The organism is Candidatus Methylacidiphilales bacterium (assembly GCA_025056655.1).
In the GTDB taxonomy this organism is placed as follows: domain Bacteria; phylum Verrucomicrobiota; class Verrucomicrobiia; order Methylacidiphilales; family JANWVL01; genus JANWVL01.
Genome location: JANWVL010000105.1, coordinates 17,724 through 37,316, shown reverse-complemented (window position 1 = coordinate 37,316; position 19,593 = coordinate 17,724). Strand labels below are relative to the sequence as shown.

Annotated in this window: 16 protein-coding genes and 1 tRNA gene; 10 read left to right on the top strand and 7 right to left on the bottom strand. The window is 52.5% G+C overall.

Annotated elements, in window-relative coordinates; all coding sequences use genetic code 11:
• Positions 1 to 14: 14 nt before the first annotated feature.
• Genes NZM04_06605 through NZM04_06585 form a run of 5 tightly spaced genes read right to left on the bottom strand, consistent with a single transcriptional unit; the run spans position 15 to position 4,021 of the window.
• The gene (locus NZM04_06605; GenBank protein MCS7063697.1) at positions 15 to 743 is read right to left on the bottom strand and encodes a PHP domain-containing protein; all 729 of its coding nucleotides are present in this window, start codon (positions 741 to 743) and stop codon (positions 15 to 17) included.
• A gap of 25 nt (positions 744 to 768) precedes the next feature.
• On the bottom strand, positions 769 to 1,368 hold the full coding sequence (locus NZM04_06600; GenBank protein MCS7063696.1) for an aminodeoxychorismate/anthranilate synthase component II: 600 nt from the start codon (positions 1,366 to 1,368) through the stop codon (positions 769 to 771).
• A complete protein-coding gene (gene trpE, locus NZM04_06595; protein ID MCS7063695.1) occupies positions 1,365 to 2,894 on the bottom strand; it encodes an anthranilate synthase component I in 1,530 nt (509 codons plus the stop codon). Before trpE ends, NZM04_06600 begins: the two co-directional genes overlap by 4 nt.
• A gap of 48 nt (positions 2,895 to 2,942) precedes the next feature.
• Entirely contained in the window at positions 2,943 to 3,545 is a 603-nt protein-coding gene (gene purN, locus NZM04_06590; protein ID MCS7063694.1) for a phosphoribosylglycinamide formyltransferase, read from the bottom strand.
• Positions 3,542 to 4,021: an adenylyltransferase/cytidyltransferase family protein gene (locus NZM04_06585; GenBank protein ID MCS7063693.1), complete on the bottom strand. Its 480-nt coding sequence runs from the start codon at positions 4,019 to 4,021 to the stop codon at positions 3,542 to 3,544. The genes purN and NZM04_06585 overlap by 4 nt, the downstream gene beginning before the upstream one ends.
• Positions 4,022 to 4,120: 99 nt before the next feature.
• Here NZM04_06585 and NZM04_06580 point away from each other — a divergent pair, with 99 nt between their 5' ends.
• Genes NZM04_06580 through NZM04_06560 form a run of 5 tightly spaced genes read left to right on the top strand, consistent with a single transcriptional unit; the run spans position 4,121 to position 7,829 of the window.
• Positions 4,121 to 4,405: a hypothetical protein gene (locus NZM04_06580; protein ID MCS7063692.1), complete on the top strand. Its 285-nt coding sequence runs from the start codon at positions 4,121 to 4,123 to the stop codon at positions 4,403 to 4,405.
• A 16-nt stretch (positions 4,406 to 4,421) separates the two neighbouring features.
• Entirely contained in the window at positions 4,422 to 5,693 is a 1,272-nt protein-coding gene (locus NZM04_06575; protein ID MCS7063691.1) for a pyruvate dehydrogenase complex dihydrolipoamide acetyltransferase, read from the top strand.
• A gap of 14 nt (positions 5,694 to 5,707) precedes the next feature.
• A complete protein-coding gene (locus NZM04_06570; protein MCS7063690.1) occupies positions 5,708 to 6,217 on the top strand; it encodes an STAS domain-containing protein in 510 nt (169 codons plus the stop codon).
• A gap of 38 nt (positions 6,218 to 6,255) precedes the next feature.
• Positions 6,256 to 7,023 carry a serine/threonine-protein phosphatase gene (locus NZM04_06565; GenBank protein ID MCS7063689.1) on the top strand — a complete coding sequence of 256 codons (768 nt, stop codon included), beginning with the start codon at positions 6,256 to 6,258 and terminating at the stop codon, positions 7,021 to 7,023.
• A gap of 14 nt (positions 7,024 to 7,037) precedes the next feature.
• A complete protein-coding gene (locus NZM04_06560; GenBank protein MCS7063688.1) occupies positions 7,038 to 7,829 on the top strand; it encodes a 16S rRNA (uracil(1498)-N(3))-methyltransferase in 792 nt (263 codons plus the stop codon).
• Here NZM04_06560 and NZM04_06555 read toward each other — a convergent pair.
• The gene (locus NZM04_06555) at positions 7,786 to 9,495 is read right to left on the bottom strand and encodes a hypothetical protein (GenBank protein MCS7063687.1); all 1,710 of its coding nucleotides are present in this window, start codon (positions 9,493 to 9,495) and stop codon (positions 7,786 to 7,788) included. The two genes, NZM04_06560 and NZM04_06555, sit on opposite strands and share 44 nt — an antisense overlap.
• A gap of 101 nt (positions 9,496 to 9,596) precedes the next feature.
• On the opposite strand from NZM04_06555, the gene clpB reads away from it, so the two are divergent.
• The 3 genes from clpB (at position 9,597) to NZM04_06540 (ending at position 15,369) form a co-directional block, all read left to right on the top strand.
• Positions 9,597 to 12,197 (top strand): ATP-dependent chaperone ClpB, encoded by a 2,601-nt coding sequence (clpB, locus tag NZM04_06550; GenBank protein MCS7063686.1) that lies wholly within the window; start codon positions 9,597 to 9,599, stop codon positions 12,195 to 12,197.
• A 42-nt stretch (positions 12,198 to 12,239) separates the two neighbouring features.
• Positions 12,240 to 12,310 (top strand) — tRNA-Gly (locus tag NZM04_06545).
• Positions 12,311 to 12,606: 296 nt separating this feature from the next.
• Positions 12,607 to 15,369, top strand: coding sequence for a phospholipase D-like domain-containing protein (locus NZM04_06540; GenBank protein ID MCS7063685.1), 2,763 nt, complete (start codon positions 12,607 to 12,609; stop codon positions 15,367 to 15,369).
• Between the two features lie 11 nt (positions 15,370 to 15,380).
• Here the strand turns inward: NZM04_06540 and mutS are convergent, their stop codons facing one another.
• Positions 15,381 to 17,891: a DNA mismatch repair protein MutS gene (mutS, locus tag NZM04_06535; protein ID MCS7063684.1), complete on the bottom strand. Its 2,511-nt coding sequence runs from the start codon at positions 17,889 to 17,891 to the stop codon at positions 15,381 to 15,383.
• 90 nt (positions 17,892 to 17,981) lie between these two features.
• Here mutS and NZM04_06530 point away from each other — a divergent pair, with 90 nt between their 5' ends.
• Together NZM04_06530 and NZM04_06525 are read left to right on the top strand one after the other, a co-directional pair.
• Positions 17,982 to 18,452 (top strand): hypothetical protein, encoded by a 471-nt coding sequence (locus NZM04_06530; GenBank protein ID MCS7063683.1) that lies wholly within the window; start codon positions 17,982 to 17,984, stop codon positions 18,450 to 18,452.
• 10 nt (positions 18,453 to 18,462) lie between these two features.
• Positions 18,463 to 19,590 (top strand): glycosyltransferase family 4 protein, encoded by a 1,128-nt coding sequence (locus NZM04_06525; protein ID MCS7063682.1) that lies wholly within the window; start codon positions 18,463 to 18,465, stop codon positions 19,588 to 19,590.
• Positions 19,591 to 19,593: the final 3 nt, after the last annotated feature.

Here is a 19,593-nt window from a genome sequence, read left to right as displayed (position 1 = left end):
AGAGTAGCGAAGGTTTAGTCACTTTTGTGCAGGAGATTTTTTGACGAGCTTTGTTTCACTTTTTTAGCGTAACTTTTCCTGAAAAGATTGCGCCACGTCTTACGCAAGGCGTCACGTTTACGAAGATAACGTTCCATCCGCTCCGGTCCTTTTTGAATCGCTCGCAGAACCCCATTTACCGAGAATTCATCCGCATCGAGAATTGTATAAGCAATCCCTATCATCTCGGCATGATGTGCGTCGCTACCAGCCGTCATTGGAAGATGTGCGCCTAAGGCAAATTCGTAGGCTCGGCGGTTACAATGGCGAAAGGTAGTGGCCGCGTTGAAGACCTCTATAGCATCCCAGCGTATCGCTTGCAGCGTGGCCTCTCGAATCCCCGCTCTAAAATAATCATACGGATGCGGCGGTATCGCTAAACCTCCATGTTCATGGATAATCTTCACCGCTTCACTCGGATCAATCCCCTTTAAGTCAGGAAGTCGCACTCCAAGAGCCAAAAGATGACCAGCACTCGTGGTAATCTCTTGTCCAGGAATGATAAGAAAGTTATCGACTGGCAATCCGTCTTCCCGCATCAATCCAAGCTGCAGGAAATAATCGACACAGGCACACGTGTTGTGATCTGTAATAGCAAATCCTTGCAGACCACGCTCTTTAGCGACCTGCACCATTTCCTCTGGATCTGCCACTCCATCCGCTGAGAAGCGTGAGTGGCAGTGAAGGTCGATGTTAAGCTTCATAGCGCGCGTCTGACTGTGGACTATGTTATGTTGCCGATGCTATTTTCATAAAGTTTTTTAATAAATCTTTTCCGTGCTCGGTGAGAATGCTTTCGGGATGAAACTGCACTCCGTGTATCGGCCACTCTTTATGCATCAAGCCCATTATTTCTTGGTCGGGAGTGTCCGCCGTCGCCGTTATTTTCAAGCATTCCGGCAGTGTCTCTTTCCGCACGATCAACGAATGATAACGCGTCGCAGCAAAAGGTGAAGGAAGACCCGCAAACACACTTTCTCCTTGATGTAAAATCAGCGACGTCTTTCCATGCATCAATCGCGGCGCTCGCACAATTTCACCACCAAAGACATGTCCTATACATTGATGGCCAAGACACACCCCAAGAATAGGAATTCGCTGGCCTAGCTCCGCAATAACCTCGTTGCAAACACCCGCATCTTCTGGACGCTTCGGCCCTGGAGAGATCACGATCCCAACCGGATTCATCTTTCGGATCTCCGCAACCGAAATAGCATCATTGCGCTTGACGATGACTGTCGCTCCCAGCTCACCTAAGTATTGAACAAGGTTATAGGTGAATGAGTCGTAGTTATCGATGATTAGAAATGTAGAATTTTGGCCGCTCATTGGACTATGGAACCTGCTCGAATCTTGCGTTTGCTTAAAGCAACTGCCCATGACATGGCTTTAAGCCCTGCCTGCGCTTTATTGCAGCTCTCTAGATATTCACCTTCCGGTGTTGAATCTGCCACCAATCCGCCTCCAGCTTGCAAATAAGCCTTCCCATCCTTGATCAACCACGTTCGGATAGCAATGCAAGAGTCTAAGTTACCAGCATAACTAAAGTATCCTACTGCTCCTGCATATGTGCCTCGGCACGTCGGTTCATTCTCAGCGATGATTTGCATGGCTCGAATTTTCGGTGCTCCCGTCACTGTCCCAGCCGGAAAAGTCGCTCTCAACACGTCATACGGCGTCACATCCTCCCGCAACCTTCCTTCCACATTCGAAACAATATGCATCACATGCGAATACCGCTCGATCACCATAAAATCAGTCACATGCACCGTATCATACCTGCAAACCCTTCCTAAATCATTCCGCGCAAGATCTACCAACATCAAATGCTCTGCGCGTTCCTTTTCATCCGCCAAAAGCTCCTCTGCTATCGCTCGATCTCTCTCTGCATCCTCATGTCGCGGCCGTGTGCCAGCTATCGGGCGAATCGTTGCTCGCCCCTGCACACATCGGACGTGCACTTCCGGAGATGACCCCACCAAAGCTAGACTATCGAACTTCAAACAAAACATATACGGAGATGGATTAATCGCACGAAGCGCACGATACAGAAGAATAGGATCATGATCATACGCTACACACCAACGCTGAGATGGCACCACTTGGAAAATATCACCGGCCTCGATATACCGCTGCATACGCGCCACCATCTGGCAGTAATAGTCCCGTGTCATATTCACGCTACTCTCGATTGCTTCCCCCACTAATCCCATCGGTATGGGATTAATCTCATGCGCTTCACACAAGACACTTTCGATAATGCCTATCCTCCCTACCGCATCCGTATAGACCCTTGAGAAATCTCTTTCAGCGCTGAGATGAACGTTTACCACAATATGGATCACATGCTTCTCGTGGTCAAAAACAACAACCTCGTCACATATAATAAAATAAAAATCAGGAACCCCTAAGTCGTCTTCCCTCGCCCGCGGCACCACCGGCTCAAACACACATCCCGCTTCGTATGCCAAAAAGCCTATCGCACCTCCGCAAAAAAAAGGCAACGACGGCATCCCCTTCGGTATAACATACCGCCGCATGTGCCCCTCAAGCGATCTCAACGGGTCTTTCACCTCCCTGCGTTCGCATCTGCCATCCGCCCAAATCCACTCTTCGATCCCATCACGCGCCATCATCACCACACAAGGGCCAGCTCCAATGATCGAATACCGCGCAAAGCGATGCCCCCTCTCTACACTCTCCAGAATAAAAGCATAACGATTATCCTTTGCCAGCTTTTCATAAGCAGCCAAAGGCGTAATCCAATCCGCCGCTAAAGTCTTCTGAATTGGAATAACATTCCCCTGTTCCGCCCAATGATTAAATTCTCCTATCGTCGGCGTAATTTCACTCATGCAGTCCTTCTTCCTTTATCCCTGCATTGATAGCTTGTCGAGTATCGCTCAATCTAAAGTTAGTCCATGCTCTTTCTGCCACAGTTTCTCAAGCACCTCTGGATACAAGATATGTTCTGCTTCTTGTATTCGCCTATGAAGTTCCTCAGGCGTATCATCTGGCCAGACGGGGACTTCTCGTTGGGCTAATATTTCGCCGCCATCAAGAGACTCATCCACATAGTGCACCGTGCAACCCGTCTTTTTCACACCTGCTGCCAATGCCTGTTTCCAAGCCTCTAGCCCTTTGAAATCCGGTAAAAGCGAGGGATGTATATTTAAAATCCTTCCTCTATATGCCTCCAAAAGCGGTGCTTTCACCACCCGCATATACCCAGCAAGAATCACCCATTCACATCCCGCTTCACGCAAGCGCTCCACAAGTTCCCCCTCAAGTTCCGGCTCTAATCGCGTCTTGTAGCGACTCAAAGGCAAAACCCAAATCGGGTAACCCAACCGACGTGCATGCTCGACTATCCCAGCATCCTCTCGATCACTCACTACCAATCGAATCTCGGCATGCAGCTTCCCCGCTTGTATAGCCTCATGGATGGCTAAAAAATTACTCCCCTTCCCCGAGCCCAGCACCCCCAAACGCAACAGTGGCTTCATCTGACGTTCGCAATCCTCTCAATAATACGCGTCGTAGAACGCCCCGCAACAAACGGCTCAATCACAATACGCGCCCCACAGCCTCGCAACACCTTCAGCTCCTCAGGATCCAGGCTCTCCTCAGTGTAGTCGCCCCCTTTCACGTAAACATCCGGTTGCAAAGCCTCCAAAAAAACAGTCGCTCGCACATGATCAAAAATCGTCACCGCATCCACAAAACGCAACGCCCCCAACACTCCCGCTCGATCCTCCGCCGTATTGATCGGCCGCCCATCCCCTTTTAGAGCCCGCACCGCTGCATCGCTGTTGATCCCCACCCAAAGAAAATCTCCATAAGCCCGCGCCCTCTCCAAATAACACACATGCCCATAATGCAGTATATCAAAGCACCCATTCGTCCCCACTACCTTTTTACCCTCCGCGCGCAACTTCGCACGATACACCCCCACTTCATCCAACGGAACAACTCGTTTCACACCCCCACTTTGCTTTTCTATGCCCCATAAATCAAGCCTCACACTACCGCTTCTTCCCTTGTCACTTTCTTAAAATTTGCCAATTTTCAATATCCACCTATGCGACTCCTATTCCTCACACTTCTGATTCTACTCGCCCTCTTCCTCACAAACCCCTCATTCGAAGCCCACAAAACCCACATCATCCAAAGCGAAGAAGCCAAGATGAAAAACAAAAACACACTCTTAAGCGCCATGGGTATCGGCCGCCTCAGCGGTGAAGCCACAGCCGCTCTGCTAGAATACCATAACCATCACATCTTCTCCCTCACTAAACTCAACGGCGAAATCATCACCATAGGTCTCGCCCACCAAATCTTCCGCCTCCCCCGACGTAGCGAATAACCTTCCCAAAACCCCTATGCCCGTCAAAACCATCACCATGCCCATGCTCAGCCCCTCCATGACTGAGGGCACTCTCGCAAACTGGATCAAAAAAGAAGGCGACCACATCCAATCCGGTGAAGTCATCGCCGAGGTCGAAACAGATAAAGCCATAATGGACCTCGAAGCCTTTGACTCAGGCTACCTGCGAAAAATTCTTATCCCTGCAGGCACTAAAGTCGCCATAAACACCCCAATCGGCATCCTTACAACCACCGCAGACGAACCCTTCGATCTCCCCTCCACAACCTCCACTCCAACACCCACAACAACCCCTACCCAACAACCCACTACCCAAACACCATCCGCCCCCTCCCCCCAGCCATCCCCCTCCTCCTCAGATCGCACCACCGTTACAAGCCCACCACCGCCCCCCACATCACGCATCAAAATCTCCCCACTGGCCAAAAAAATAGCGCATACACAAAACATCCCCCTGCATCTCATCTCTGGCACTGGCCCCGGCGGACGCATCGTTAAACGCGATGTCCTCCAAGCTGCACAAAACCTTGCTCAAAACGCCCCTCCCCTCTTCCCCACTGGCCCCATAGCACGCGACGCTCGCATCCCCCTCACCCCCATGCGCCAGACGATCGCCCGTCGCCTTCTCGAAAGCAAAACCCAAATCCCCCACTTCTACCTCCAAATTGAAATTAACGCCGACCCCCTCGTCCAAACCCGCACCGCCCTCAACGAAGCCCTCGCCAACCTCACCGATCCCGTCAAGCTCAGCTACAACGACTTCGTCATGAAAGCCGTAGTCCACGCACTCCGCGCCGTTCCAGCCGTCAACAGCTCCTTCGAAGGCGACGCCATACGCCAGCACAGCGAAGTCCACCTAGCCTTCGCCGTAGCCCTAGAAAACGGCCTCATCACTCCCGTCATTCGCTCTGCCTCCTCAAAAAACATCCGCCAAATCTCCATCGAAGCTAAAAACCTCGCCACAAAAGCCCGTGAAGGAAAACTAAAACCCGACGATTACCTCGGCGGCACCTTCACCGTATCGAATCTCGGCATGATGGGTATTGATAGCTTCTCTGCCATCATCAATCCCCCTCAAGCCGCTATCTTAGCAGTAGGAAACATCACCAAAAAACCCATCGTCAACGACCTCAACCAAATCACAATCGGTCACCGAATGACCCTCACACTATCCTGTGATCATCGAGTCATAGACGGGGCTATCGGCGCTCAATTCCTATCTGCACTCCGTCGCCACCTCGAAAACCCCGTCCTCCTTCTCGCCTAGCCCCTCTCACCCCCATGCCTGATCAAATCTCAGCAGCCATCGATCCCCCTTACATCTACATCCGCATTTCAGGCCGGGCTACCTTTCAAAACGCCCCACTCATCAAAGCCTTCCTCGACTCGACCATCAATGCCTCGCAACCCCACGTCATCCTAGATCTACAAACATGCACTTACCTCGACAGCACCTTTCTCGGCACACTCACAGGAATTGCCCTTCGGCACAAAAAACAAGGCCTTCCCCCCCTCCACTTCATCCACACCACAGGCCGCAACCTCGAAATAATTACCAACCTCTGCTTAGACAAACTCTTCACAATTCACTCAACTTCACCATTCCCCGACCCCACACCCCTCTCCCTAAAATCCATCGAACCCATTACCCCACTCGATAAAAACCAAACCAGCGCCTCTATGCTCCAAGCCCATGAAAATCTCATCCAATGGCACCCCCCCAACGCCTCCAAATTTCAAGACGTCGTCCACTACCTCCGCTCCCGCAACACCCACACACCTAATCCATAACCTCTCCCCCCAAAGCACCTCACCCCTCCCCCGCCTCAATGAAAGAAACTAAACCCGACTACCCCCCTTCCACCGTTCGCGAAATTCAAGAAATCCTCCTCCCCCACCACCATCCCGCTCCCCGCGGATACTCCATATTCGGCCGAAACCTCCCAGCGCAAGAAATCAGCGGCGACTACTTCGATATCTTCACACTCTCCCCCCAACGAACAGCCATCACCATCGCCGACGTCTCTGGAAAAGGGATCTCCACCTCCCTACTCATGGCCACCTGCCGATCCGCCCTTCGCTCCTGCGCCCCCCTTCACTCCTCCACAAAGGAAACCCTCTGCCACCTCAACCGCCTCCTCTACCCCGACATCAAAGAAGGCACATTCATCACAATGATCTACGCTATCCTCGACTCCTCCACTCACACCCTAGAAATATCCCGCGCCGGGCACGAGATCCCCCTCCTTCTCTCCACTCAACACTCCCCCCCACACCTCACCTCCATTAAAGAATCCCGCGGCCTCGCACTAGGCTTAGACTCAGGCGAAACTTTCGATGCCCTCCTCACCCCCACCACAATTCACCTCCAGCCTGGCGACACCTTTGTCGCCTTCACAGACGGCCTCAACGAAGCTTTCAATCCCCACCAAGAACAGTTTGGCCTCACACGCCTCAAAGAAGCCCTCATCACCCACGCCTCGGCCGACCTAGAAAAACTCTGCTCCCTCATCCTACACGCCGTAAAAAACCACGTCTCCACCACCTCCTTTCACGACGATATCACCCTACTCCTCCTCCGTCGCGAACTCAACTAGCACCTCTCCCCACCATGTCCCTTCCCGTCCGTGCCTTCTGCCCCCACCTCCACGCCACACCCCTCACCCTCCCCGAATCCGAGTATCACCATCTCATCCACGTCCTACGAGTCCGCCCACATCACCGCGCCGTGCTATTCAATATCCAAGGCCAGTATCTCCTCGCAGAAATTACAGCCGTTAAAAAAAAACACCTCTCCCTCACCCCCCTCACACCCATCCGACAATACACCCTACCACCCCCTCGCATCTCCGCAGCATTAGCCCTACCCAAACAAGACGCCTGGCACGACCAGCTCGCACTATCCGTTCCCCTCGGCGTCCATCATATCCAACCCCTTCTTACCGCCCGCTCCGAAATGCACCTATCCGAAAAAAATCTACCAAACAAAATCCAAAAATGGCACCGCATACTCATCGAGTCCGCCAAACAGTCCGCTTCATTCCACATCCCCACTCTTAGCCCCCCCCAACCATTTCATACCTTCCTCTCTTCATCAACCGCCTCAACAAAAATCATCGCCTCACTCGAACCCCACTCCAAGCCACTCCGCGACGTCCTCCCCACAACAACGGATTCAATCTCCCTCCTCATCGGCCCCGAAGGCGACTTCACCCCAGAAGAATACACCGAAGCTTACCGTCACGGTTACCAACCAGTCTCACTCGGTCACTCCGTGCTACGCTGTCCCCTCGCTCTCTCCGTGCTCCTCAGCCAGATCCGCTTCCTCTTCCCTCTCCCCAACCCAATCGACCTCTGCCCTACTCCCTCGCATTCAAAAGCTCATTCCTCTGCTCAGCCGTAAATAAGCCTCCCTGAATCCACTGCCGTGCCGCACTAGCATCCACACGCAGCCACTCCCGCGCCACACTCATCATCGTCTCCCGCCGCAAAGCCACATCACGGATACTCTGTGCCCATAAACTTGCCCTCTCAGGATCACTACCCATTGTAGCAAAAACAAAACTCTGCACCGCATGATCCCGCGAAACGTTCAACGGAAGCCTATCCAGATACTCCGATGCCGCTACGACATCCATCCGCGCATAATGACCCATCACCTCCCGTATCGCCCGATTCTTCAACTCCCCCTCAGGCATACTCGCCACATATTGCGTAGCCCGCGGCAAATCACTCGTTGTCCACACACCAATCAGACTCGGCAAATACCGATTAATCAACTTGCTATCATTCCGTGAAACCATCCACTGTATAGCCTCCGCCGGCGTGTTCCGCCCCCACTGACTCATAATCCCCGATAAATAATCATACCGCTTCTCCCCACTCAAGTTACCCCAAAGATAATCCGCTGCCTCCCGTGGCGCAGTGCGCCCCCACTGACTGAAAATCGTCTCCCAAGCAGCCTTCTGCAACCCAGGATCACCAAGCTGATGAGCAAAAGCCAACGCCCCCCGCACATCGACACTACTCCACGACCACAGCACATTCCTAAGCGAATCCGTCTGTATATCCCCAGCAGGTAAATTCAACACCGCGCGCGCCGCCACCTGCGGATTGTCTTGTCCCCAACTAGCAAATAAACCGGTCAACACCGACCGCCTAATGTTCATCTCCGAAATCCCATTTCCCCACGCCAACACCGCCTCAGGGCTTACCTTCGCCCATTCCATCGCCACAATCCGCATCGCCAATTCACGTTGCCGCATATCCCTCAACGAAGCCGCCACCTGTGCCGCCTCCTGAGGATTCTGCTGTGCCCACTGGCTAAAAACCGAACGCACAAAAAGCCACTCATGACCCTGATGGCCATATCTCTCCAAAAGCCCCACAGCAAGCCGCGGATCCCTCTTAGCTACCCCCTCCAAAAGCGCACGCATCGCCCGATGTTTTACAGACCCCTGTTCAAGACTTTGAACAAACGCCAAAGACGCTTGCGGATCCCTCTCAGCCCAAATCCGCGCAACCAAACTCAACACCTGCTCCCGATCCCCTATCTTAACAATTTGCGAAGCAAACACCGCCGCAGCCTGCGGATCTTCATACACCCACCTCTGCACCATCATCGAAAGAAGCAAATCACGTTCGCTACCCGCCTCCATCCCTAAAACCTGCTGTAGCACCAAAGGCATCTCCGCAAGACTCACAGCATCAAATAACCCAAGAGCCTTGCGATACCGCTCCGAAAGCTTCTCCTCCGCAAAGATGGCTTGAATTAAAGGTTGCCAATTACCCGATTGTTTCGCTTGCTCGGCTAGAATTGCCGCCGTCGCTGCTTCAGAAGTTGCCCGCTGCACAGAGACTTCACCTTCGAAGGATGTCGCCTGACTTTGAAACTCAGAAGAAACTTTCGCCCGCTGTATAGAATTATCCCTTGCCAAATTCTTTACATCCCTTGGAACTGTAGGCCTCGACCCAGCGCCGACCCCATAGCCGATTGCGAAAGCGATCAATAGAAAACCTACCCCCCAAATCCACCTAAAGCCTGCAGAAGATCTATCAGCTGATACCATGTCAGCACCTTACACGTATTTTTTCGCTTACAAAAACCTGAAAAATCCTCCCCCTCCCCATTCCAGCTTGCAGAACACACCCCGTGCCTTATTTCTTTTACATGGACTTCTCAAAATTCACCGAAAAAGCACAGCTCGCCATCGCAGAATCCCAAACCCTAGCCACCCGATACTCACACCAAACCGTCGACGTCGAACACGTCGCCCTAGCCCTGATCACCCAAGAAGACGGCCTCATCCCACGCCTACTCACACGCATGGACATCTCCACCCCACTACTTCAATCAAAACTAGATCAGCACCTGCTATCCCTCCCCCGCATCTCCGGAGCCGCCACATCGGGCTCCACTTACATCACCCAACGCCTAAACGCCGTCCTAATCAAAGCTCAAGATGAAGCCAAACGGCTCAAAGACGACTACGTCAGCGTCGAGCACATCTTCCTAGCCCTCATCGAAGAACCCCCAACCACCCCCATCGGAAAAATCTTCAAAGAATTCAACATCACTCGCCAAAACTTCCAAAAAGCACTCCTAGAAGTTCGAGGGCACCAACGCGTCACCTCCGCCAACCCCGAAGCCACCTACGAAGCCCTCACCAAATACGGCCGCGACCTAACCGACCTCGCTACAAAAGGAAAACTCGATCCCGTCATCGGACGCGACGCAGAAATTCGCCGTTGCATCCAAGTCCTCTCCCGCCGCACTAAAAATAACCCAGTCCTCATCGGCGAACCCGGCGTCGGCAAAACTGCCATCGTCGAAGGCCTAGCCCAACGCATCGTCCGCCGAGACGTCCCAGACTCCCTCCAAGAAAAACGCATCATCTCCCTCGACCTCGGCGCACTCATCGCAGGCGCCAAATTCCGCGGCGAATTCGAAGAACGCCTCAAAGCTGTCCTCCAAGAAGTTACTAAAGCCGCAGGCCAAATCATCCTCTTCATCGACGAAATCCACACCATGGTCGGCGCAGGCAAAGCCGAAGGCGCCATGGACGCCGGAAACATGCTCAAGCCCATGCTCGCCCGCGGAGAGCTCCACTGCATCGGCGCCACCACCCTCGATGAATACCGCCAACACATCGAAAAAGACGCCGCCCTCGAGCGACGCTTCCAACCCGTCCTCGTCGAAGAACCCTCCGTCGAAGATACAATCTCCATCCTTCGCGGCCTCCGACAACGCTACGAAGTCCACCACGGCGTCCGCATCCAAGATGCCGCCCTCGTCTCCGCCGCCACCCTCTCCCACCGCTACATCTCCGACCGCTTCCTACCCGACAAAGCCATCGACCTCGTCGACGAAGCAGCCGCCAAACTCCGCACAGAAATCGAATCCATGCCCGAAGAACTCGAAACCCTCGAACGCCGCGTCCTCCAGCTCGAAATCGAGCGCGAAGCCCTCCGCAAAGAAAAAGACCAAGCTTCCGCCAATCGCCTCGCCGAACTCGAAAAAGAACTAGCCGAACTCCGCTCCCAACGCGACACTCTCAAAGCCCAATGGCAAAGCGAAAAGGAAAGCGCCAGCCAAATCGCCACCCTAAAACAACAAATTGCCGATGTCGAAAACCAAATCGAACAAGCCCAACGCCAAGCCGATCTCAACCGTGCCGCCCAACTCCGCTACGGCGTCCTCCCAGACCTCCAAAAAAAACTCCGCGAAGCCGAAGAAAAACAAAAATCCACTTCCCCTGACTCCCCACGACTCATCCAAGAAGAAGTCACCCCCGACGAAATCGCCGCCGTAGTAGCCCGTTGGACAGGTATTCCCGTATCCCGCCTCCTCGAAGGTGAAAAAGAAAAATTACTACGTCTCGATCAAATCCTACACGAACGCGTCATCGGTCAAGACGAAGCCGTCCAAGCCGCCGCAGATGCCGTCATCCGCGCCCGCTCAGGACTAAAAGACCCCAAACGTCCAATAGGATCCTTCATTTTCCTAGGTCCTACAGGCGTAGGCAAAACAGAGCTAGCCCGCGCCCTCGCTGCCGCCCTCTTCGACACAGACGAGGCCATCATTCGCATCGATATGTCCGAATACATGGAAAAACACGCCGTCGCCCGGCTCATCGGAGCACCCCCAGGATACGTCGGATACGAAGAAGGTGGTCAGCTCACCGAAGCCGTCCGCCGCAAACCCTACGCCGTTGTCCTCTTCGACGAAATCGAAAAAGCCCACCACGACGTCTTCAACCTCTTCCTCCAAATCCTCGACGACGGTCGACTCACCGACTCCCACGGCCGCACCGTCAACTTCCAAAACACAATCATCATCATGACCTCCAACATCGGCAGCCCACGCCTCCTCGAAGCCATGGAGACTTATGGCGAAATCCCAGAATCCACGCGCGAGGAAGTAATGCGGGAATTACGCCAACATTTTCGCCCCGAGTTCCTCAATCGCATCGATGACATCCTCCTCTTCAAACCTCTCCAGCTCGAAGACATAATGAAAATCGTCACCATCCAACTAAGTCTCCTACAAAAGCGTCTCGACGAACGCCGCATCGAACTCAACGTCACAAAGGCCGCTAAGGAACATCTCGCCCGAGAAGGTTATGATCCCCAATTCGGAGCCCGCCCCCTCAAGCGCACCATCCAGCGCCTCCTTGAAACCCCATTGTCTCGAAAAATCCTAGCCGGCGAAATCACAGACAACTCCAAAGTCACCGTCGGATTCGAGAACAACTCACTAGTTTTCAAATAAAATTGCCTCCCCAAATCCTTTCCGCTAAGACCACACACAGCCGCGGGCGTAGTTTAATGGTAGAACGCTAGCCTTCCAAGCTAGGCGCGAGGGTTCGATTCCCTCCGCCCGCATGGTAACTCATCGCTGGTCCTTAAACTACTCAACAACCAGCTCTCCCACCCTCAGCAACCAGACACAGCCGCAACCACACACCTCATAAATCAGCTCATCGCCCACCCTATCCACCAAAAACACTCCCAGGACTCATACAACGCACGGCTCACCCCAGTAACAGCGCAGCAAGAACAAGACCCAAGACTAAGCTAATTTTGTTAATTTTTTGCCTAGATTGTAAATAAAGTTTTACCGACCATAAGTTGCCTCAAAGAAATATTATCAATAGCCTAGCCGTTAAAAACAACCCATTATGAAACTCTTATCTCTCCTCTCCACCGCCGCCATCATCTGGCTCCATCTCACAACCCCAGCTCATGCCGGGACCGTAGTAGGAACAGACTGGACGTTCACTTACTCCGAGCCTGACGACAACACCAATAACGTAGGCCCAGGAGAATACGACCCCTTAACGAGCATGATCAACTCGATCAACAGCCTCCAAAATGGCGAACGCATGTATATAACAATATACAGCTTCACAGGCACCGCGCTCACCCACGGCGCTGCATGCAAGCTCCTCCAAGCCATCTCTAACAAACTCCCCCTCATCCCCCTAGGCCAGATCTACCTCATACTGGACGCAGGATATTTGAACACTCCTGGCAACACACAGTCTCACGTAACCGATTACTGTGGTTATATGATTAACACCTTGGCAGCAAATTATCCCAATTTCCGTTACGAAATACGCCACATCACTCCTCCCGCCTTACCCTCAAGCTACGGTATCATGCACAAAAAGGATTACCTTATCACCCCCATTAATCCGGGCGTGCCGGGCTCAGGTAGATCGGTGGTCAAGATTGGGACCGATAATAAAACCACCGGCGCCTACAATAATCAACACAACTCCGGCATCACATTCAAAGGCGACTTCCCATCATCTCAGCCATCTCTGAATAGCATAGGAGACAAGTTAGCTCTCCCCATGCAAAACGAGCTCGCCCAAATGATGAACTCTCCCAACAACCCCACCGACGGGCGATATCATCTCGATCCTACAAAAAACAAAAACCTTAATACCTACCCTCACGATATGGCCGTATTCAACAACGGCAAATGCAAAGTCGGCGTAAGATTCTCCCCCAATCCAAACAACCTACCTCCCACAAATCCCAACGCCAATAATGCTCTCCTTCACTACGTAAACGCCATCAAAGCTGCTCAAAACACCATCGTGATCGCCGAAAACAAACTCACCCACGCCGCTATCACCGCCGCACTCATCGAAGCCTGCGATAATGGAAAAAAAGTCTATATCGAAATTGACCCCGTCGACCGAAACCCCGGAGGTGCATCTTACCCCCAATGGCAATACCTCCTAAATCCTGCAAACTATCAAAACGGCGGCCGGAGTAACCTACATGTTTTGTGCGTCGATGACAAATTCGGCCCGCCTTACCAACGCTTCTCTGGCCCCCTCAACTTCACCAACATCCGTCTCCACAATAAAATCACACTAATTGACCCCGGCCAAGGTCTTCCCTCCTCTATGGCAATCATCGGTTCGACTAACAAAACCGCCAGTGCATTAACGGGCACCGGCAGTGGACATAGCGACGAAACCCTCGCATTCATCAAATGCTGTGAAGTTGAAAAAGCCATTTACGAGTATCTCAACACTATCCTCTATTCATGCGGCAACCTGCAATGCAGCGATCCTTCCTGCACCGGTCAACAAGCCCTTCCACCCCTTTCCCCAGATGCCTGCAGCCAATGCTCCCCTCGTGTAAACTCCACAGCAGTTAACACAACCCCTGCTGATTTCACCCTCTGGCTACCACTTGATGAAACTTCTGGCAACACAGCTACCAGCCTCCGCGGTAACCACGTGGCTACTGTTGGCAACGGATACAGTTGGACATCCGACGGCCTCGTAGACGGCGCCCTGAGTCTGCAATACACTACCCCCACCACCGATCCCGCTCTCACCATCCCACACTCACCTGAACTTCAAAACGACCACGCCTTCGTCTACGACGCCTGGCTTTATATTCCCAATGACAATTTCACAGTCACAAGAGGAGTCGGCGGCGTCAACCTCTGGACTAAGATCGATTTCCCCAACGCAACCGGACCAGGCCTCATCCTCGGCCTATTTGATTTCGCTCCATTCCATCCTCTTAACCCCAATATCGTAGGCCCACGCACAACCTACCTATACGCCGGCCTACGAGACAACAACAGCGTAAGCGAGCTGATACAAAGCCCCCCTCTTCCAGTTAACTCCTGCATACCCAACTTCCCCACCAAACCAGTCGGCCATAGCGGCCTCTGCCATGGTTCCTGGAATTTCATCGCCATCCGCGGTAAACGACTCCCCGACAATCGAATGCAATTCACATTCCGTGTAAATGACTGGGTTTCCCCGCCCATCACCAGCAATCAATCTTTTGCCTCATTCGCCAATACGCAGCCAGTGCGCATATCCACTGAGATAGGCCGCGGATCAAGGCCTCCTGCCATGCGCATCGATGAAATCGAATGGTTTAACCATGGGCTCATCTCCGATGCCGCACTACACGCCATTTACCTAGCCGGCCCCCACGGTAAAAACAAATGTAACCCCTTCATCCCCGGCCCCACAGGACGATCCCCCTACGAATTTCCCCCACTGGATTTAGACATCCCTCGAGACCTCCCCCCCATAGACCTACCCTATCCCCCATCCCCTCGCACCCGAAGAGTCATTCCCCAAGAAGAAATCGATAAATTGCAACAAGCTCAACTCGACTACATCATTAAAACCTACAACAATTGGAAAAACAAAATCTCCCAAGAAATCAAAAACATCCAAAACTCCATCCACGCCCTCTCCAACAACGTCCAAACTCTTCAAAAACAACTCACCTCAACTCGAGATCCACGCACTCAAAACCGCCTCCGCCAGCAAATACAAACCATAAACCGTTCCATATCCGACCTACGAATCCTCCTCTTAGATAAACAGCAAGAATTCCGTATCGGCCAGCAATACTACCTCCAATCCGATCTCCCCACAGAGAAGCTGTAACACCTCTTACCCTACTCAGCACAATCCACAAAAAGCTCCCCCGTTGCCTCTCCCGCAGCGCGGTGAGCCCTTTTTCTGTCCGAATGAATTCCTTCAATCTCTGAAATAATAGCCCGCCTCGATTGCCCACCCGCCACCTCTAGCCGCGCCAAAATCTCTCCCGCACGATCTACAACCTGCTTAGGCAAACCTGCCAGCCGAGCCACCTGAATGCCATAGCTTCGATCCACACCCCCTGGCATGATCTTATGCAGAAAAATAATCTGATCGTTCCACTCCCTCACAGCCACATGCGCATTCACAACACCAGGCAACTGATCCGCAAGCCGTGTCAACTCATGATAATGTGTCGCAAAAAGAGTCTTCGCTTTCAACTCACCATGTAAATACTCCGCCACCGCCCACGCAATCGATAGCCCATCAAACGTGCTCGTCCCACGCCCTATCTCATCCAAAATCACCAAGCTGCGCTCCGTCGCATGATGCAAAATGTGCGCCGTCTCACTCATCTCCACCATAAACGTGCTCTGGCCCCTCGCCAAATCATCCGACGCCCCCACACGCGTGAAAACTCGATCGGTAATCGGCACCTCAGCCCTCTTAGCTGGAACAAAAGACCCGCAATGCGCCATCACCACAATCAACGCCGTCTGCCTCAAATACGTGCTCTTTCCTGCCATATTCGGCCCTGTCAATATCATGAGCCGCGATTCCTTATCCATGCGTATATCATTCGGAACAAAACGCCCTCCCACAGTCAATCGCTCCAACACAGGATGTCGACCCTCTTCAATTTCAAGCCGATCCCCTTCACTCACCATCGGCCGCACATAACCCTGCTCCCTTGCCAGCAAAGCCCAGCCCGCCAAGACATCCGCAGCACTGATCGCTGCAGCAGTAGCTTGCAATTGTGCAGTCTCCCGCGTCGCCGCCGCCCGTAGCTCAAGAAAAAGCTCATACTCAAGCTGCTTCAACCGCTCCTCAGCCCCCAATATCTTGTTCTCCATCTCTTTCAACTCAGGCGTAATGTATCGCTCAGCATTCGCCAAAGTCTGCTTACGAATGTAATCTCGCGGCACTGCGTCCCGCTGTGCATGGCTCACCTCGATATAATAGCCAAACACCGAATTGTAGCGGATCTTCAGCGACTTAATCCCCGTCCGCTCTTGCTCTTTTTGTTGAAGCTGTGCAATCCACTCCTTCCCCCGCACCGTAGCCTGCCTCAATTCATCCACTTCCGGATGATATCCCTCCCGTATAAGTCCCCCCTCTTTCACCGCGACCGGCGGCTCATCTACCAGCGCTTTCGATAGCAACTCATACAACGACTCAGGATACACAACCTGCTCCGCAAGTTGCTGAGTCAAACGACAAGGAACCTCACTCATTAGACCCTTGACACGCGGGATTTGCGCCAAAGTAGAACGCAACGCCACCAAATCTCGCGCATTCCCCGTTCCCAAGGACAACCGCGCCACAAGCCGCTCGATATCCCTCACCCCCCGCAAAGCCTCACGAAAAAGATCCCGATGGCGCTCATATCTCACCCAGTAATCCACCACCTCAAGCCGTTTCTCAATCCCCTCCACATCCCGCAACGGCGCAGTAATCCACTGCCGCAACAAACGCCCCCCACCCGCAGTCACCGTTCGATCCATAGCCGCTAGCAAAGAGGCTTCAGCCGGCGCTAGCCTAGAGACTGGCTCCAATATCTCTAAATTCCGCAACGTCGTCGGATCCAGAATTAAGACTTGCTCCCGCTCCACCACCCGCACACACAAAACATGCCGCACATCGTGCCGCATCGTCTCCCTTACATAATGAAGCAAAGCCCCTGCTGCAGCTGTAGCCAGCGGCAACGTCTCCAACCCAAAAGCATCCAGCGTATGCAACTTAAAGTGATCCAACAACACAAACCGCGCATTATCCAAAGAAAACGTCCACGGGTCACACACCGTCTGAACCGCATCGATACAGACCGCAGGCAATTTCTGGTCTTGCGGATAAAGAATCTCTGCTGGCTGCCAGCGCATAAGCCAATCTTCCGCCTCATGCAATGCCGCACGCGGAAATTCCCCCGCCCGAAATTCCCCAGTAGTCAAATCCAACGCAGCTAATCCCACCCCCTGCGCCCCCACGTAATAAGCACAACAATAATTATTCCTTTTCGGCGCTAGACATTCCGTATCAGTAATCGTTCCCTTACTAATGATCTGCGTAATCCCCCGCCTAACTAACTGGCCAGGGCGCGGCGTTTCAAGCTGATCACAAATCGCCACTCGAAACCCCTGCGCAATCAAACGGTTGATATAAACCTGCGCAGTATGATACGGCACTCCACACATCGGCACCCCCTGCCGCTGCGTCAAAGTTAAGTCTAAAGCTTTGGCTCCCCGCTCCGCATCCTCAAAAAACATTTCATAAAAATCACCCAACCGAAAAAAAAGCAACGCATCGGACGGCACCTCACGCCTCAATGTGCGATACTGCTGCATCATCGGCGTCAGCACATCCACACTCATAATCTTTACCCAGAAGTAAACAAATCTACTTCACTGCCCCACTGCATGCACGTTGATTTTATCTCTACTTCCCGATAGCCTCTCGCCGATATGGATACCTGCCCCCTCGCTAAGCAACTCCGTGCTTGCCAAGGACAATTTTTAACCCCATCTGACCTTGCCATTTTGAAAAAACTACAAAAAGAATATCTCGAACTGGAATTACTAGAAAAAAAATATGAAGCTCTACGACAAACCGCCCCACGAAGCTCAAAAAAATTACCTCCTACTGCCCCACAAACCTTCTCACAAACCGCCTCCGAGATAGAAAATCAAATACAAGCCAAGCTACTGATCCCTGTAATTAAGCGCCAACGCAAAGAACTGTTCAAAAAAAAGATCTACCCATTCATCCGTCCCTTACTCGAAAAAACTCTCTCCCTATGCGAATCCTTCCAGCTAGACGATGCCGCCTCCATCGAATTTCATAACCTCATTAAAAAAAGACTCATCGAAATACAAAGCCTCAAAATTGTCGCTCCTCCACAATACTGGCTAAACGGCCTCATACAACTTGCTTAACCCCCTCTGTATGCCTTTCTCAAAGCCTGCACTCATTCTAACCCATGAATTCTACCCATTCCGCGGTGGAGTCGCTCGCTATGTTCAGGAGCTAGCTCTTGAAGCCCATAACAAAGGCATCCCCTTAGAAGTCTGCTGCCAACAACCTCCAAGCCGCGCCGGCGCTTGGCCTTATATCATTACCTCTATCCCCGGCAAAGGAACCCTCCGGTGGAGTGACACCTACCGCTTCATTCGCTTCCTCAGACTCCACGCAAATGCCTTACCCGATCGGATCATCTGCTTAACTAGCTGGGGCGCTCTGCGCGCATGGGCATTATCCGGGCTAAAGCCCGCGAATTCCTCCATCCGCATCCTCTTCCATGGATCGGAGATACTAAAAATAAACCGCCGCTCCTGGTTCTGGGGCCCCATCATGCTCTCATTATTTCAACAAAAACAAGTCTCTATTTTCGCCACTACCCCGTTCGTTCGTGATCTGTTGCTGCGTTCTCCATATTTCCCCAAAGACCGTTCCGTTGAGATCGCCCCATGCGGCCTAAGCCATCCTTTCCGAAACTTGCCCCTAAAAAACGCAACCCCCACGACTAAGCCTCCAACTGAAATTATCATCCTATCCGTTGCTCGCCTCGATCCACGAAAAGGTCAACTGGAAGCAATAAAAGCCATGGCCCTACTGCCAAGCGCGATTAAATACCGCATCACTTATCGCATGATCGGCCGCGGATCGCGTTCCTATCGAAAAAAAATTTTTTCTCTAGCTCGACGCAATAAAATTCGCTGCGTCCACATTCCCGATGCAAGCGACAGCACCCTCATCCAAGAGTATCAAAAAGCATACCTCCTCATTCAGCCGAGTTTGTCGCTTCCACATAGTATCGAAGGCTTTGGACTTTCTATCATCGAAGCTGCAGCCTGCAGATGTCCAGCGATCGCCTACGCTTCAGGAGGTCTCGTCCACGCCATAGAAGACGGCGCTACAGGCTGGCTTGTCCCAGAAAACAATCCCACCGCCCTAAGCAATGCAATCTTAGAAGCCATCGAAAACCCTGAAGAACGCAACCGACGCGCTCACCTAGCACACAATCGCGCCATTATGCTCACTTACGACACCGCTGTCCAAAGACTCCTCTGCTGACTT